We start from the raw sequence: 16720 nt of genomic DNA, 5'->3' as shown, positions 1-16720 counted from the left end.
CAGTGGATCGTGTGAAAGATCCTGGCGCGTGCGGATCTTTGGCAAGATCCACTCCCCGGACGTTGAATTCTGCCGCCGTCATCGAACTGGTATGCAAGTTGCGTTGGGCTGCCCACAGCGACTGCTATTTTGACTCAAAGGAATCTCGTATGACCTCCGTTACCCGTGATCAGATTGATCAACTCTCTGACCAAATCCGAGCCGCCAGCGAACCGTTTCAACGGTTGGTCACCGAAGTGGGCCATACGATTGTTGGCCAAGAACGATTGATTCACCAGATGCTGATCGGTTTATTGGCCAACGGTCACCTACTGATCGAGGGCGTTCCGGGGTTGGCAAAAACAACTGCGGTGGCATGTTTGGCCAAAGCCATCTCGACTGATTTTCAACGCTTGCAATTCACGCCCGATCTGTTGCCAGCTGACTTGATCGGAACGCTGGTCTATCGGCCACAGGACCAGCAATTTGTCGTCCAGAAGGGCCCCATTTTTTCCAATTTGATTCTGGCCGATGAAATCAACCGGGCGCCGGCCAAGGTGCAGAGTGCCCTGTTGGAGGCGATGCAAGAACGCCAGGTCACGATCGGCTCGGAAACCTTTCCACTGGACAACCCGTTCTTGGTGATGGCGACGCAAAACCCGGTCGAACAGGAGGGCACGTATCCGTTGCCAGAGGCCCAGATGGACCGCTTCATGATGAAGGTCATCGTGGACTATCCGAATCGCGATCAAGAACTGGAAATTTTGGGACGGATGTCCAAGACGCGGCAAACGATCGAAGTCAAAGCGGTGACCACACCGGCGGAAATTTTGGCCGCCCGTGATCTTGTCGATCAAATCTATGTCGACCGAAAGATCGAAGAGTACATCGTCGACTTGATCATGGCGACACGCAATCCACAATCTTACGGGTTGGACCTACAGGAACTGATTCAGTTTGGCGCGTCGCCGCGGGCCACCATCAATTTGACGCTTGCCGCCAAAGCCAACGCATTCTTGAATGGGCGTGGGCATGTGTTGCCAGAGGACGTCCGCGAAATGGCGCTCGATGTGTTGCGTCACCGTGTGATCATCACCTACGAAGCCGAGGCGGAAGAAAAGACGTCTGACGATTTGGTACGCATCATTCTGAATTCGGTCGCGCTGCCGTGATTCATTTGCTGCCGCCAACGATTCCTGTCCAATCGTTCCCAAACGCCGTCCCTCACACCGTTCCCGTTCAATTTGATGATCCCCCGAGAAATGTTCCAGCGGATTCGCCGCATTCAAATTCACACGGCGCATATCGTTGACGATCTGCTAGCCGGGCAGTGGCATTCCGCGTTCAAAGGACGTGGGATTGAATTTGAAGAGGTCCGTCCGTATCAGATCGGAGACGATGTTCGCGCGATCGATTGGAATGTGACGGCCCGATCGGGGGAACCATTCATCAAACTGTTTCGTGAAGAGCGCGAGTTATCGGTGATGCTGCTGGTGGACGTTAGCGCTTCGCAAACGATCGGGACGCAGCACCAGACCAAACAAGAATTGGTCTCGGAACTTTGCGCGACGCTGGCATTTTCCGCGATCAAAAACAATGACAAAGTAGGATTGACCTTGTTTACCGATGCGGTGGAAAAATCGTATCCGCCGCGTCAGGGTGCGCGTCATGTGTTGCGATTGATACGGGAACTGCTTTATTGCCAGCCGATCGGACGGGGAACCAATTTGACGGCGGCATTGGAACATCTGAACCGAACGGCCAAACGTCGTTCGGTGGTTTTCTTGGTCAGTGACTTTCAAGATTCGGGTTATGAAAAATCGCTGCGGATTGCCAAACGGAAACATGACATCGTGCCGTTGGTGATATCCGACCAACGCGAATTGAGTATGCCCAGCGTCGGCCTCGTCCGGTTGCGTGACGCGGAAACTGGGAAGATTGTCCAACTGGACACGTCCAGTCGTGCCGCGCGACACGCGTACGAATCGGCCGCCCGGTTGCGTGCCCAACAGCGTGATCAATTGTTTCGCAAACTTCGCCTGGACCCGATCCACATCGACACCGGCAAGGACTTTGTCGAACCGTTACAAAAATTCTTCCGACGACGCGAGCTAAAGAAATGAAATACAGGGTTGTATTATTTAGCCTGTTCGTCATTGCCAGTGCTCTGTCGGCCAGTGCTCTGTCGGCCAGTGCGCAAACCGCCACTGCCGACCCGGTGCAGCTGCATACCGCGGTTGATCGCGAAACGGCTCAAGTGGTGGATCCGATCAAATTAACCATCACGGTGACTGGTCCGGCGGGGACCAAGGTCACGTTTCCCGAACGGGCCGAACAGCTAGGTCCCTTTGACGTTCAACAGTTTCAGACGACGATGGACGTGCCCGTCGCAGGCGGAGGCCAGCGACGTTGGATCGCACACTGGACTCTGGATAGTCTGCAATCCGGACCGTTAACCATCCCAGCCATTGCGGTTCAATATCGCGTTGCGGGACCCGGCCAGGCAGAGGGCACGCTGCACAGCCAACCGATCCCGATACGCATCACAAGCCTGTTGGAAGATCGCGCCGCGCCGACTGATTTTCGCGACATCAAACAGACCATCGACATTCCGGTTGCGACACCCACGTCTTATGCCTGGCTGTGGTGGAGTCTGGGAGCGACCGGCGGCGTGATTGTGTTGACGGCGGCGATCTGGTGGCTGCTTGGTCGCCGGTCTGGCGTTTCACCGGCCCAGTGGGCACTGCAGCAAATTGTGTCGCTCGAATCAACCGACGATCGTCAGATCAGCCGCGAAGCCGTCTTTGCCGAACTTGCCGATGTGATCCGCCAGTTCATCGATTATCAATACGGCATCGCCGCCCCCAGTCAATCTAGCCAGGAATTGCTAGGCAACGTTGCCAGCAATCAGACGCTGCCCGCCGCAGCGACGGATCGACTGCGCCAGTTTTTGTCTGTTGCAGATGATGTGAAGTACGCCCGACGAACGATGGACGCAGACCAGCTGGCTGAATCGATCGATCAAGCCAAACAATTCATCACCGCCTGTCAACACGGCGGCGACTCGATTGCCAAGGAGGCCGCGTAATGTTTGCCGATCCTTGGGTTTTATTGTTGCTGTTGTTGGTGCCGGTGATCGTTTGGCGTATGTGGGCGACGCGCAGCACCACGGCGGTGGAATTCAGTACCACCGAATTTGCCGCCGACATTCCTCGTTCCATTCGCCAGCGACTGCACTGGTTACCCGCCGCACTCACCGTGCTGGCCGTGATCTTGATCATCTTTGCACTGGCGCGGCCCCGTAATGGGCGTGAACAAACCGTCATCGATTCCGAAGGCATCGCGATTGAAATGGTGGTTGACCGCAGCGGTAGCATGCAAGCCATGGATTTCCAGATCGATGGTGAGCATGTTGATCGGTTGACCGCAATCAAAAATGTTGCCGGCACCTTTGTCGCTGGGGACCAACCGGACGTGGATTCCGATTCGCTGCGTCTGTCCGGTCGTATCAGCGACTTGGTCGGCTTGGTCTCGTTTGCCGGCTATGCCGATGCGATCACACCACCGACGCTGGACCATGCGTTTGTGGTATCGCAATTAAACAAATTGCAAATTGTCGACGACCGCAGCGAAGACGGGACTGCGATCGGTGATGCGATCAGTTTGGCCGTTGAAAAGCTGACTTCGCTAGACGACCGCAAACAAGAAAAGGTCAAAAGCAAAGTCGTGATCTTGTTGACCGACGGTGAAAACAACGCCGGCGAATTTGATCCGGTGCAAGCTGCCGAATTGGCTGAGAAAATGAATGTGCGGATCTACACCATCGGTGTGGGAACCCGAGGCCAAGCGCCGGTGCCCGTCCAGAATCCGTTGACGGGCAGACAATCCATGCGTTGGATGAGTGTGAATATTGACGAAGGCACCTTGCGTCAGATCGCAGATGCGACCGGTGGCAAGTACTTTCGGGCGACCGATACGGAGTCGCTGGAAAAAATCTATGCGGAGATCGATCAGCTGGAAACGACCAAAATCGAAGCCCAGCACTTCGTCGACTATCGCGAACTGGCCATTCAATCCATTCATCTGGGCGCCTGGAATATGCCGCCGTTGGTATTGTTGGCAATGCTGGTCTTGGTTCTACGACTGATCCTCAGCCATACCTTGTTGCGCCCCTTTGCTTGATCAAGAAATGATGGACATACAAATTGGCGATCTGATTCAACTGAACTGGCTGTGGCTGGTTCCGCTGTGCATCGCGACGGGCGTCTACGCGGTTGTCGCCACACGTAGAGCGCGACAGCGTTTTGCCACCGCGGATCTGATCGGCCGGGTGCTGCCGCCGACATCCAGTCGCCGCCTGTTTCTGCGCACGCTCTTGGTTGCCGGTTCGCTGGTGTTACTGGTGCTGGCGTTGATCGATGTCCGCTGGGGCAAGGTCTGGCGTGATGTCCCGCAGAAAGGAATCGAAGTGATGTTTGTGTTGGATGTGTCGCGGTCGATGTTGGCCGAGGACACGACGCCGAATCGGTTGAGCCGCGCCAAACAACAGATCAGCGACACCATCGACGAAATGGCCGGGGACCGAGTCGGCCTGGTTGTCTTTGCCGGTACCGCTCGCCAACAAGTGCCACTGACCAGCCACTATGAAGACTTTAAACAGACACTTGACTCGGTCGGTCCTCACAGCGTTCGCATGGGCGGTTCGCGTTTAGGCGACGCGATTGCAACGGCAGCGGACGGTTTTTTGAGTAAGACGAATGATCATAAAGCTATCGTGATTTTGACCGATGGGGAAGACCAGGAAAGTGAACCGTTGCGTGCCGCCAAACTTGCTGCCAGCGAACATGGGATCCGCATTTTTACGATCGGGCTGGGCGACATGGATCAGGGAGCACGCATCCCCGTACAGTCCGACAACCAACGCCAGTATGTGCAACACGACGGGCAACAGGTGTGGTCAAAGTTGAACGGCAAAGTGCTGCAGCAGATCGCGACAGAAACAAACGGGGCCTACATTCCCGCCGGCACCAAACGCGTCAACATGGCCGATGTCTACCACGGCTATATCGCCAAAGTCGAGCAACAAGAATTCGAAATGGCACGCATCAACAGCTACGAAGCCCGCTTTCAGTGGTTTTTGGCACCGGCATTGCTGATGTTGCTAGCGGAAATCGTTGTGTCAACTTGGCCCCGACGTCGATCCGCCACACAGCAAGGTTTCGGTGGCAATGAAGGTTTGGGCGATGGACAACAAGTGAACGAAACAACGAGGGTCGCCGCATGAGTCACGCCAATCCACGAACGAGTAAGCGTCGATGCCACGGCATGATTGGAACGGCAATGGGGGTTGCCTTGTTGTTGACGACTTCAATGGCCAGCGCTGTTGAACCAGCCGATCGAGAATTCGCAATTCGAGTCAACGAAGCTAATCGGGCATTGAGCAACGAACAGTTTGACAGCGCGATTGCAGGCTACGAAGCTGCCGAGGAAATCGAAAGCGGACGCGAAGAAACGACCTATAACAAAGCCGTCGCTTTGTACCGCAAGAAAGATTACTCGGCGGCGCTGTCGCTGTTCGATTCCGTGTCTGGATCGCTGGACCAATCCCTGGCTGCCAAGGCCCGGTTCAACGCCGGCAATTGCCGCTACGTCAGTGTCATCGGGCAAGAAGAGCAAGACCCTGCAACGTCAATCGAACAGCTTCAAAGAGCCATCGCAGATTTTCGTGGCGCGATCGCACTGAATCCCACCGACAGTGACGCACGCACCAACATCGAACTCGCTGCCAAACTGCTTAAACAGATGCAGGACCAGGAACAGCAGGACCAGGAACAACAGGACCAGAAGCAGCAGGATCAGAAGCAGCAGGATCAGAAGCAACAGGATCAGAAGCAACAGGATCAGAAGCAGCAGGATCAGGATCAGCAGGATCAGGAACAGCAGGACCAGGAACAGCAGAACCAGGGACAGCAGGACCAGGATCAGCAGGACCAGGATCAGCAGAACCAGGAACAGCAGAACCAGGGACAGCAGGATCAGGGACAGCAGGATCAGGGACAGCAGGATCAGGGACAGCAGGATCAGGGACAGCAGGATCAGGGACAGCAGGATCAGGATCAGCAGGATCAGGGACAGCAAGACCAGGGACAGCAGGATCAATCCGACGAAAAGCAAATGGATCAGTCAACGGAATCCGATCAGGGAACGTCAGAGGCAGAGGCACCATCCGATTCCAAAAATGAAGACGGCAGCCAGGAGCCTCCACAGGGTCAGTTGTCGTCGGATAATGAACCAGAGGATGCGATTGATCAGCAACAACCAGAAACAGCAACGATCCAAGAAGGAGAGATCACCGAACAGGAGGCTCGGAAAATGTTGCAAGCCATTCGTGACCGTGACTTGTTGCGACGTTATCGCCGCGAGCGAGAGCAGCGTTCACGGCACGTTCCTGTCGACCGCGATTGGTAGGTAGCAGCATGTATTCACAGGAGAAATCGATGACAAAACCGACGATTGTGAGATGCGTGCTGCTCGCAGCACTGCTGGTGACCTGTTGTGGTGCGATTGCATCGGCCGCCGATGTAGCGGCCGGTTTGTCTGGACGTGAGACATACGTCGGATTGCCGGTGCGTCTGCAAATTCGCATCAGCAACGCCTCAGAATCCGAACCTCCGACGGTGCCAACAGTAGATGGCCTGGTGATCGAGGACGATGGTGTCCCCCAGCGAAGTTCTCGAACTAGCATCATCAATGGTCACCGATCGAGCAGTCATTCACTGATCTACACTTACCGGATCACACCACAACGCGAAGGCACGTTCACGATTCCGTCGTTTACGGTCCAAGCCGATGGTGAATCACACTCCATCTCCGAACTGCAATTGGTTGCGACCACCAGTGAAACGGGCGACCTGATGTTTGCCGAGATCGTTGGTAATCATGATCGGATTTACGTCGGGCAATCCCTGGATTTGTCGCTGAAAATTTGGTTGCGTCCCTATCGCGACAAGGAGCGAAGTCTGGTGTTGTCGGAAGGGGACATGTGGAATTCAATCGCCGAGGAAACCAATTGGGGGCCTTTCACCGACCGCATGAAAGAACTGAATCAACAAAATCAGCGCCCCGGCGGTCAAGAGGTGCTGCGAGACGATGGTGACGGCAACCAACGCAGCTACTACCTGTATGAAATCGGCACCACGGTTTACCCCCAGCGACCGGGCAAAATCGACGGCGACGATGTTCAGATCATCGTCCGCTATCCGACGGAATTGGGACAGGCACGTGACCCTCTCTCGCGTTTCTTCGGTGGTCGTTTTCCCGGTGCCCGAGGGGGATTCGATGACGATTTCTTTGCCTCGCCATTTCAGTCTCGGCTGAGTGTCACGGCGGTGCGCCCATTGGTCGTCAATGCCGAAGTCCAACCGATTCAAGTGCAACCGATCCCCAGCGAAGGACGACCGGCGGACTATCGTGGTGCGGTTGGCCAATACCAGATTGTGACCGAAGCCAATCCGGTTCATGTTCAGGCCGGTGATCCGATCCGATTGCACGTCGGCATCGCTGGCAGCGGCCCGATGGATCGCGTCCAGGCACCTCCGCTAAGTGAGCTGGCGATGTTGACGGACGATTTTCGTGTGCCCGACGAACCACTCGCGGGAATCGTCGATGGAGAACAGAAACTGTTTTCGACAACCATTCGTCCGCGAAAGCAGGGAATCACCGAAATCCCCGGCATCCCGCTCAGCTATTTTGACCCAGACCAAGAAAAGTTTGTCACGGTTTACAGCCATCCCATTCAAATCACGGTCGACCAAGCAGACACGCTTGAACTGAGTTCGATTGTGAGCGGGGGCGACAATGCGTCGTCGGGTGATTCGAGTGATGCTACAACAAATCCATCATTGGTTTCGTTTGACAACTTTAGCGGACAGAGTGTTTTGAACAGCCGCCCTGGTGCCGCGTCGTTGCTAGCTGCCAATCGCTGGTGGTTGGCAGCCGCACCTTTGGTGACGTTGCTGATCGCGCTGCTGCGGGTTTGGCGACCGATCAGTAGCCTGTCCGATCAAATTCGATCCCCGCTGCGAATTTGTCTCTCCAGAATCGAAGCGGCTGAGTCAAACCGACAGATCGGGAACGCTTTCAGAGAGTTTTTGACGCGACAGTTCCGCCGACAACTGGCGACGGAAACTCCGGCTGCAGCGATCGGCGTGCTGCGGAAATCCGGCTCACGGCAATTGGCGATTCGGTCCGAGCGGCTATTGGAACAGTGCGACGACCAATACTCGTCCAACGCTTTCCCTCCGCTGGATGACCTTCAACGGATCGCATCCGAACTGGTTCACGACATCGCCGTGGAATCGCTGCCGCGTCGCCCTGTGGCACCGCGCGCAAGCAAACGTTCAACCGTGACAACCGCAACCGTCTTGTGTTTCAGTCTTGCGATTGCCGCAACGTCTGTCTCCGCCGCCACTACTGATGCCGCCGACACGCAAGTCTTGTTGGACGAAGCCACGGTGGCCTATGAACATGCATTGGATCTGAAAACGGATGCGCCGGCCGACAGCCAAGCGTCGGCAACAGAAGCCGCGACCAAGTATCAGTTGATCGTTGATTCCGGAGTCGAGAGTGATCAACTGTATTTCAATTTGGCAAATGCGTACCAATTGAGCGGTCAGAGTGGGCGAGCGATTGCGAATTACTACCGCGCACTGAAACTCGACCCGACCAACGCCCACTATCGCGCGAATTTGGATTATGTGCAATCGACATCCGGTGCGGTCCGCAGTGATCCGCCGCGTGCCGAGGGGATTGCCAGTCATCTAAACGCCGCGAATCAGTTTCTGACTCGCTACGTTCACCCCAACACGCTGGCCATCGTCGCCGTCATTGCCTGGATTGCGTTGTGGGCTGTAATTTCCATTGGATTGTTGAATGTCCGATTTGCATGGAAATCCATCGCGGTGGGATGTTTACTGTTATTTGTGCTGGCCGGTGGTTCATTTCAGTTGGCGGTACAATCGGCGACGGACCCTAGCATGGCTGTTCTGGTTCCGGCGACAATTGAATTGCGTTCCGGCGACGGTGAACAATTCGCCAGCACCGGTCGGATTGAAGACGCGCAAGGACGACGCGTGGAATTGATTCACCGCCGCAACGAATGGGCCAAAATCCTGGTCGATGCAAACCACAGTGGATGGGTCCGCTCCGATCAAATCGAAGTGATTTAATGGCTACCAAAGGTCCCAGCGCCGGGTTCAGTTTGAAAGACCAGTTGTTCAACCGCGACCGGGTCGAATACTTGGCAAACCAGTTTCGTAGCGCCGACGATGATTTTGACGACAAGGGTTTTATCAGGGACGTGATGGATTCGCTGGTCGAATTGGAATTGAAGCAGCGAATCGTGCACATCGCAGGGAGTTTGGAAAAGTATTTGGCCGACGATTATGCTACGGCGGCCAAACAGATCACTGCCGCGTTGCCCCCGCCGTTGGATCCGAATCGCACCGATGACGATTTCGGTGATTTCATCTTTGCCGCATTGGGCGAGTTTGTGGTCCGCAATGGTACGGCCAAGAAACATTTGAAACTGTCTTTGCGGACGCTCAAAGCACTGACGCAGCGGTTTTCAATGGAAGACGCGATCCGTACGTTCATCGATCAGCATCCCGAGGTCACTTTGGCTGAATTGCAGAAGTGGTCCAATGACAAAAACTATCACGTCCGGCGTTTGGTCAGTGAAGGCACACGACCATTGCTGCCATGGTCACGGCGATTGTCGATCGATCCCACCACACCGATTCCCTTTCTGGACACGCTGCACGCTGACCGAGCCCGCTATGTGACACGATCGGTTGCCAATCACTTGAATGACATTTCAAAATCGCAGCCCGATGTCGTCTTGGAAACGTTGCGACGTTGGAAAAACCTCGATCGTCAAGACGCTCAAGAATTGCAATGGATCAACCGACACGCGCTGCGCACCCTTGTCAAACAAGGCCACCCCGGCGCGTTGCGATTTCTGGGCTTCAATCCTCAGCCAAAAATCGAGGTCAGCGAGTTCCAATTGACTCCACCGGTCGTTTCCCCTGGTCAGGCGATCGAACTTTGTTTCACCGTCACCGCAGATCGCAGTGAGGCGTTGATCGTTGACTATGTGATCGAATTCGTGAAAGCCAACGGGACGCGGTCGCCCAAAGTCCACAAGATCAAGCAGTTGCGATTGGGGGCGGGCGAGTCCTGTGTGGTTCGTAAGCGTCATCTACTGCGCGCCGCCGCGACGACGTTCCGGCTGTATCCTGGCACACACCACGTCACGCTTCAGATCAACGGGAAACCGCAGGGGACCCGATCGTTTGAATTGATCGGAATCGAAACTTAAACGTCTGGGATAGGCTTGGTGGGGGGAGAATTGGCGGAGGGGCGATGTTGACGATCCCTGGCACCGAGTCACTGTTGCCGATTGTGCCGATTCTCTGGATCACTCCGCCGACGCGAAATACCGAACCGTCAAACTTTACCAGGCTTCACTAGAAACGGGGGGTGGATTGACCAGACCGTCTGTTTGTGTCTGAACTTTGGCATGACTTCAGCCGATTTTAGAGAACAGGGCAGATGTCTAAATTCGCATTCAGATTTTCGTGAACGAGAATCCTCGATCGGGCGCTTCGCGGCGAGATGGCGATCGACACACCAACGGCAATGGATTGCATTGTGAAAACTAACCAACTCATCCGGATTTCTGCGGTGGCGGTCGCCTTGAGCACTGGGGCACTGAGCACTGGGGGACTGAGCTACGCCCAAACGCCCGCAGCCGCGCCGACCCCGACGATCTGGCGCTTCATGGGCATTCCACAAGGCATCCAGAAAATCCGTGACGTCACCACCAACCGCCGTGGCAACCATCCGGGACTGGAACGAAAACCAGCGCTAAAGCGGATCGGTGATCCGGCAAACTTGGAATCCGAAAATCCAGCCATTAAAGCGGCTGCGGAAGTCAAACAAGCCGAAGACATGAAGGCCCAGAAGATCAAAGCGATCAAGTACTTGGCCAAAATGGGCTGCGGTTGCTACGACAAAGAAGGCAAGATCACCGACGCACTGTTGGCTGCGATGGACGACTGCACGCCGGACGTCAGACTCGCTTCGATCGAAGCGATTGAAGAAACCGCGTCGGGTGAATGTTGCAAAAAATGTGGTTCGACATCTTGCTGCAGCGAAAAAGTCACGAAACGGCTGAGTGAGATTGCTTACGAACGAGACGATTCGGGATGCATGTTGGAGCCCAATGCGGAAATCCGTCAGGCGGCTGCTCGTGCGATGAAGGTTTGTTGCCCCAACCGCGCCACCGGTCCGATCGAAGAAGACATCCCTGAATTGGCCGATCCTGAACCGGAAACGTTGCCGGAAGTCACACCGGAGGCGATTCCCGGTGAAGGCGAAGCACAACCGAGCGCCATCGAGGGCGAAGGAAGCGTGCAAACGTTGCCCGAGTTTGATAGTGAAGAGGAAGCGGAAAAGAAAAAGAAGGCTCGCGAAGACGCTGAAGCGGACGATTCGGCCGCGATCGGTGCACCATCAAACGCCGAATTGACCCTGATGCAATCCGCTCAGGTTCAACGAAAACCGATTCGGGTCGAAGTCGGAAATCTAAAGGTGGTCGGAGGCATGCGAATCCAACCGGTGACGATCACCCCGGTCTCGGCCACCGACACGGCGACACCGCCAGCTGTTAACTATTCCCTCTCGGATCGATCGGGTGTCACCGAGTCGCGCAGCCGTCAGCAAACCCTGACCAACCTGCCGCAACCGGTCACCTTGCCACAGCCGATCGCGTTGCCGATTCGTGCTCGTGCTACAACAGCCAAACCGATGCCAACCCAGTCGGCGACGGAACGACGCCGCGTGACGGCAACGGTATTGGGAGTCGACCAGCCCAGCGGACGTGTGCTGCTGCAAAGCGGCAACCGAATGACCGTGGGAGCCTCCGTTGCGGTCTACCATCACTACCTGACTGGCGAACGATTGGTGGCGCATCTGTTGATCCAGGAGATCAGTGGAAGCCACGCGATCGCGGTGGCCACTGACGCAGCCGGATTGGTCAAAATTGATGCCGGCGACCGCGCCGTCTGCTTCTAAAGAAAACAGCGGCGCGCCGGGAGTCCTTTCCAGCCGCTTCGACGACGCGTTAACACTGTCCGGCCGTGTTCCATGGCTGGCTCTCGAAATTCAGCATCGGTTGGCTGGATTGGCGGTATTGCGAAACCGGCGTGGCGCCGCAAATGTCGGCCTGGTTGGCTCCCTGTGCAATCCAGCGGCGCAGATCCATGGACGGTTGCGGTGGTACGATCACGTTGACCGAATCCATGCCGGACGGCATCGTTTCACGCAACGATTTTGCCAGCCGCATTGCCCCGTTCAATCCCGCGGCATCGTTATCGGCGATGATCGTCACACGTGGCGGTTTATGAATGGCAATGTAGCGGTCGATGAAAAAGGTCGATGTCGTGCAACTCGCTCGTCCGATCGCCCACAAGCCTAGACTGTTGGCTGCGGCCGTGTCGGACGCGCCTTCGGTGACATACAACGGTCGCTGACCGCAGTCTGATTCCCGGGGAATGAATAACCCGCTGTGGCTGCCGCGCCGTGACCATTTGGCGTTGCCTGCGCCCGTCCAGGGCAGCGCACTGATGCGGACGCCGATCACTTGTCCGGATTCGTTTCGCATCGGCCACGTCGCACACTGTTCGTCGGACGTCATGCCCACCCGCAAGGAGGTTAGGGCAGCGGGCGAGACATACAGGTGCCGCGCCAACCGATCGCGATCGGTCGGTTGCATTCGTTGATAGGCCTGGCGCGCAAAGTGCGTGTGCTGGTGGATCAATTCCGGCGACAGGTCCGTCGGTACTTGCGCAGCGATGCTGGATGCCCATCGCGCATGGGAGCGTGGTGCCAACGCGGCGGTCTGAGAGTGCACACCGAGAGCGCCAGCCAACATCGCCAGCGCGTCGGCAAAGGAACCGCCGGTCCACCAGCGGATCGTGGCAATTCCGTCACACGGTGCGATCTGACTTCCACGGGTGAAACAATGACGACAGTGGACGGCGCCGCGTTGGTCCAAATCTGAAAAGGCCGCAAATCGATCGTGCCCGCCACATTTGGGACAGGCGTGGTTGCGGCCATCTAAAACCGACGCTGGCAGTCCAGCCGAGACCAGGATGTCTGCCCAGCGGCCTTGGGCGGATTGTCGCAATTGGTCAACGTTGTAAAACGGCATCGTGGCTCCGCGGCAGATAGGAATGGTCGACACGGTTGTACAGAACTTTGATTCGGCAACGATCCGGCGATCGAGTGAATCAACCCGCGTAAGTTTGAATTCGGGCCGGTTGTGTCGGTCAGCGAAACTTGTGTCCCATCTTCACCATCGGCGATCGTTGTTACACTTGCCGGAATGAGTGAAATCGACCAATACGACTATGAACTTGCACGCGAGCGGATCGCGCAAGAACCGCTGGCGACACGTAGCGATGCACGGCTGATGGTGGTGCATCGTGGCAGCGGTGAAATTGAACATTTTCACGTCCGCGACCTGCCGGATTTACTACGCAGCGAAGACACGTTGGTACTGAATGATAGCCGGGTGATCCCCGCCCGAATGGTCGGTTTTCGGACCAAGACGATGGGCCGTTGGCAGGGGCTGTATCTGCGCCAGGACAGCGAATCGGGCATCTGGGAAGTGTTGACAAAGACCCGTGGGAAACTGGTGGCCGGCGAAACCATCACCGTGGAGGATCGCAACGGGTTGCCGGGCATGCGATTGGAGGTCGTCGCGCGGACCGACCAAGGCAATTTGTTGGTGATTCCACACCTTCCGACGGCTTTGGCGGACGCCGGACTGGACACCGACAATTGGAGCGCCGCCGATTGGTTGCAGCGGTACGGCCGGGTTCCGCTGCCGCCCTATATCCGCGACGGGCACATGGTGGACGCTGACGTCGAAAACTATCAAACCGTGTTCGCACGCTCGCCGGGTAGTGTCGCCGCACCGACCGCAGGCCTTCATTTCACCCCCAGTTTGCTGCGGCAAATCAGCGACGGTGGTACCGAAACAGCTTCGGTCACACTGCATGTCGGACTGGGGACGTTCCGCCCGATCAGCACCGACACGTTGGACGAGCACGACATGCACACCGAGTGGGGCCAGATTTCGGCGGACAATGCGGAACTGATCTGTGAACGCCGCGCTGCCGGCGGGCGTTGTGTGGCGGTCGGGACAACCAGCGTCCGCGTGCTCGAGAGTGCCGCGGCACAGCAGGGCGGATCACTCGCCGCTTGGACCGGAACAACCGACTTGTTCATTCGGCCGCCCTATCGGTTCCAGGTCGTTGACGCCCTGATGACCAATTTTCATCTGCCCAAAAGTACGCTGTTGGTACTGGTCAGCGCCCTGGCGAGCCGAGAACTGATTCTCGAGGCCTATGCCAAAGCGATTGAAAATGAATACCGCTTCTTCAGCTATGGAGATGCGATGCTGATCGTTTAGCTCGCATCCCGATCAACAGCAGTCCGATCGCTGGGATCATCGCCAGCCCGGCCCAACCGTGGGTTTCCATCAGCACGTGCATCTGTTCGGTCGATGCGATCGGAAGCATGCACGCCAGCACCGTCAAAATCGTCAGCAATCCGGTTGCAATGGTCGCCAAATAGCCGGCTTGCTGGGCTTTGCTGGCAGGCTGGGAAGGACGCAAATGCCGCAGGAAAACCAATGCAAACAGCGGTAAGCCCACCACCAGCACGCCGCTGGCCATCATGTGAATCAGCAAAGTCTGACCGCCCAGCGTTTGCCCTGCAAAAAAGGGTAACGCTGTGATCGTCAACAGGGCCACAACCAGAATCAGAGCCAGCAACAGAATTCGATCGATCCAAACGGACATCGGTGGAACTAGACCAGAGGGAGATGGGACGGGCACGGGATTGGAAGCCCCCATAACCTAACCGGTTTGTCGCACCGTGGGAAATCCGGCGAAACAGCAGGTACGGTCGGTTCGCTGCCCTCACATCTGTTGATTCACCGCGACAAGTGAGTTTTGGAGCCAGCGCTTTCGCGTGGAGCATTGGTTCTTGGTAACCCGAAGCGTGAGCGAGGGATTCCGTTAACACCCTAAATCCCTGGCTGACGCGTCGGGTTACCATAAATGCGCAACTTGAACCCGCGTCAGCGAGAGCTCATTGACAATTGGGGCGTTTCAGCCGACAGTTATTGGCACGAATTCCGTTTCTTCCGTTTCGCCCCTCCCCCCTCTCATGACCGATGCCACCCTGTCCGCGCCGCGGACCTTGTTAGACAAAATCTGGGACCAACATGTGGTCCTGCAATCGGAATCCGGCCCAGCGATTTTGTACATCGATCTGCACCTGGTGCACGAAGTCACCAGCCCGCAGGCGTTTGAGGGGCTGCGGATTAACGGGCGCTCGGTGCGGCGTCCCGAGCGGACGTTGGCGACCCCCGACCACAACGTCCCCACCAGCGATCGATCCTTGCCGATCGCAGACCCGATCAGCCGCAAACAAATCGAAACACTGCGCAGTAACTGTGCGGAATTCGGAGTGCAGCTGTTCGACATCGGCGATGTCCGCCAAGGCATCGTGCACGTGATCGGGCCGGAAAACGGATACACACAACCCGGCATGACGATCGTCTGTGGCGATAGTCACACGGCGACGCACGGCGCATTTGGCGCTCTGGCATTCGGAATCGGTACCAGCGAAGTCGAACACGTGTTGGCGACCCAGACACTGTTGCAATTCAAACCCAAAACGTTTGAGTTGCGCGTCGATGGTGCGCTCTCCAAAGGTGTGACTGCCAAAGACATGATCCTGTATCTGATTGGCAAGATCGGCACCGCCGGCGGCACCGGTTACGTGCTCGAATTCACCGGGGATTGCGTTCGCAATATGACAATGGAAGAACGGATGACGGTCTGCAACATGTCGATCGAAGCCGGGGCCCGGGCCGGAATGATCGCGGCCGACCAAGTCACGTTTGACTACTTGCGTGGGTTGCCCGAAGCGCCGGCCGATTTTGATGCTGCCGTCGCCCGTTGGAGCGAACTGACGACGGATCCCGGCGCGACCTATGACAAATCGTTGTCATTCAATGGTGCCGACATCGAACCCCAAGTCACTTGGGGGACAAACCCCGGGCAAGTGCTGGGTGTAAAAGACAAAACGCCCAACCCAGCCGATTTTGCCGACGCTACCGATCAAAAAACCACCCGTGACGCGCTCACCTACATGGGTTTGCAAGCCAACACGGCGATCGAAGACGTCAACATCGATCGCGTCTTCATCGGTTCTTGCACCAACGCGCGAATCGAAGATTTGCGGGCGGCCGCCGACGTCGTCAAAGGCCATCATGTCAGCGACACGGTCAGCGCGATGGTGGTTCCCGGCAGCGGAAAAGTCAAAGAACATGCCGAACGAGAAGGTCTGGATCAGATCTTCCGCGAAGCCGGATTTGATTGGCGCGAAGCCGGTTGCAGCATGTGTTTGGCGATGAACCCCGACAAATTGGCTCCCGGTGAACGCTGTGCAAGCACCAGCAACCGGAACTTTGAAGGCCGACAAGGAAAGGGCGGACGCACGCACCTGGTCAGTCCCGCAATGGCCGCCGCTGCCGCCATCGAAGGCCACTTCGTCGACATCCGCGACTGGTCCTACAAAGCCTAGGGCTACAAAACGAAAG

The 16720-nt window shown here is 56.6% G+C and carries 13 protein-coding genes; 11 read left to right on the top strand and 2 right to left on the bottom strand.

Going from position 1 to position 16720, the window contains the following annotated elements; all coding sequences use genetic code 11:
• The first annotated feature begins 149 nt into the window (after positions 1 to 149).
• The 9 genes from NHH03_RS10520 to NHH03_RS10480 all read left to right on the top strand — a co-directional run bounded on the left by NHH03_RS10520 (position 150) and on the right by NHH03_RS10480 (position 12114).
• The gene (locus NHH03_RS10520) at positions 150 to 1151 is read left to right on the top strand and encodes an AAA family ATPase (RefSeq protein WP_253155917.1); all 1002 of its coding nucleotides are present in this window, start codon (positions 150 to 152) and stop codon (positions 1149 to 1151) included.
• Between the two features lie 75 nt (positions 1152 to 1226).
• Complete coding sequence (locus NHH03_RS10515; protein ID WP_253155916.1) at positions 1227 to 2102, top strand: DUF58 domain-containing protein; 876 nt, start codon at positions 1227 to 1229, stop codon at positions 2100 to 2102.
• Entirely contained in the window at positions 2099 to 3067 is a 969-nt protein-coding gene (locus NHH03_RS10510) for a DUF4381 family protein (RefSeq protein ID WP_253155915.1), read from the top strand. Before NHH03_RS10515 ends, NHH03_RS10510 begins: the two co-directional genes overlap by 4 nt.
• Positions 3067 to 4161 (top strand): vWA domain-containing protein, encoded by a 1095-nt coding sequence (locus tag NHH03_RS10505; RefSeq protein ID WP_253155914.1) that lies wholly within the window; start codon positions 3067 to 3069, stop codon positions 4159 to 4161. The genes NHH03_RS10510 and NHH03_RS10505 overlap by 1 nt, the downstream gene beginning before the upstream one ends.
• A gap of 7 nt (positions 4162 to 4168) precedes the next feature.
• A complete protein-coding gene (locus tag NHH03_RS10500; protein WP_253155913.1) occupies positions 4169 to 5263 on the top strand; it encodes a VWA domain-containing protein in 1095 nt (364 codons plus the stop codon).
• A gap of 41 nt (positions 5264 to 5304) precedes the next feature.
• Positions 5305 to 6447 carry a hypothetical protein gene (locus tag NHH03_RS10495; protein ID WP_253155912.1) on the top strand — a complete coding sequence of 381 codons (1143 nt, stop codon included), beginning with the start codon at positions 5305 to 5307 and terminating at the stop codon, positions 6445 to 6447.
• A 29-nt stretch (positions 6448 to 6476) separates the two neighbouring features.
• Positions 6477 to 9206: a BatD family protein gene (locus NHH03_RS10490; protein WP_253155911.1), complete on the top strand. Its 2730-nt coding sequence runs from the start codon at positions 6477 to 6479 to the stop codon at positions 9204 to 9206.
• On the top strand, positions 9206 to 10357 hold the full coding sequence (locus NHH03_RS10485) for a hypothetical protein (protein ID WP_253155910.1): 1152 nt from the start codon (positions 9206 to 9208) through the stop codon (positions 10355 to 10357). Before NHH03_RS10490 ends, NHH03_RS10485 begins: the two co-directional genes overlap by 1 nt.
• Positions 10358 to 10818: 461 nt before the next feature.
• Positions 10819 to 12114, top strand: a complete 1296-nt coding sequence (locus tag NHH03_RS10480) for a hypothetical protein (protein ID WP_253155909.1) — start codon at positions 10819 to 10821, stop codon at positions 12112 to 12114.
• Positions 12115 to 12163: 49 nt separating this feature from the next.
• Here the strand turns inward: NHH03_RS10480 and NHH03_RS10475 are convergent, their stop codons facing one another.
• The gene (locus tag NHH03_RS10475; RefSeq protein WP_253155908.1) at positions 12164 to 13252 is read right to left on the bottom strand and encodes a primase-helicase zinc-binding domain-containing protein; all 1089 of its coding nucleotides are present in this window, start codon (positions 13250 to 13252) and stop codon (positions 12164 to 12166) included.
• A 174-nt stretch (positions 13253 to 13426) separates the two neighbouring features.
• On the opposite strand from NHH03_RS10475, the gene queA reads away from it, so the two are divergent.
• Positions 13427 to 14518, top strand: coding sequence for a tRNA preQ1(34) S-adenosylmethionine ribosyltransferase-isomerase QueA (gene queA / locus NHH03_RS10470; RefSeq protein ID WP_253155907.1), 1092 nt, complete (start codon positions 13427 to 13429; stop codon positions 14516 to 14518).
• Here the strand turns inward: queA and NHH03_RS10465 are convergent.
• Positions 14487 to 14909: a hypothetical protein gene (locus NHH03_RS10465; RefSeq protein WP_253155906.1), complete on the bottom strand. Its 423-nt coding sequence runs from the start codon at positions 14907 to 14909 to the stop codon at positions 14487 to 14489. The two genes, queA and NHH03_RS10465, sit on opposite strands and share 32 nt — an antisense overlap.
• Before the next feature lie 370 nt (positions 14910 to 15279).
• On the opposite strand from NHH03_RS10465, the gene leuC reads away from it, so the two are divergent.
• Positions 15280 to 16704, top strand: coding sequence for a 3-isopropylmalate dehydratase large subunit (gene leuC, locus NHH03_RS10460; protein WP_253155905.1), 1425 nt, complete (start codon positions 15280 to 15282; stop codon positions 16702 to 16704).
• Positions 16705 to 16720: the final 16 nt, after the last annotated feature.

The sequence above is a fragment of the Stieleria tagensis genome, assembly GCF_024129865.1.
GTDB classification, from domain to species: domain Bacteria; phylum Planctomycetota; class Planctomycetia; order Pirellulales; family Pirellulaceae; genus Stieleria; species Stieleria tagensis.
This window is presented reverse-complemented; position numbering and strand designations above follow the sequence as displayed.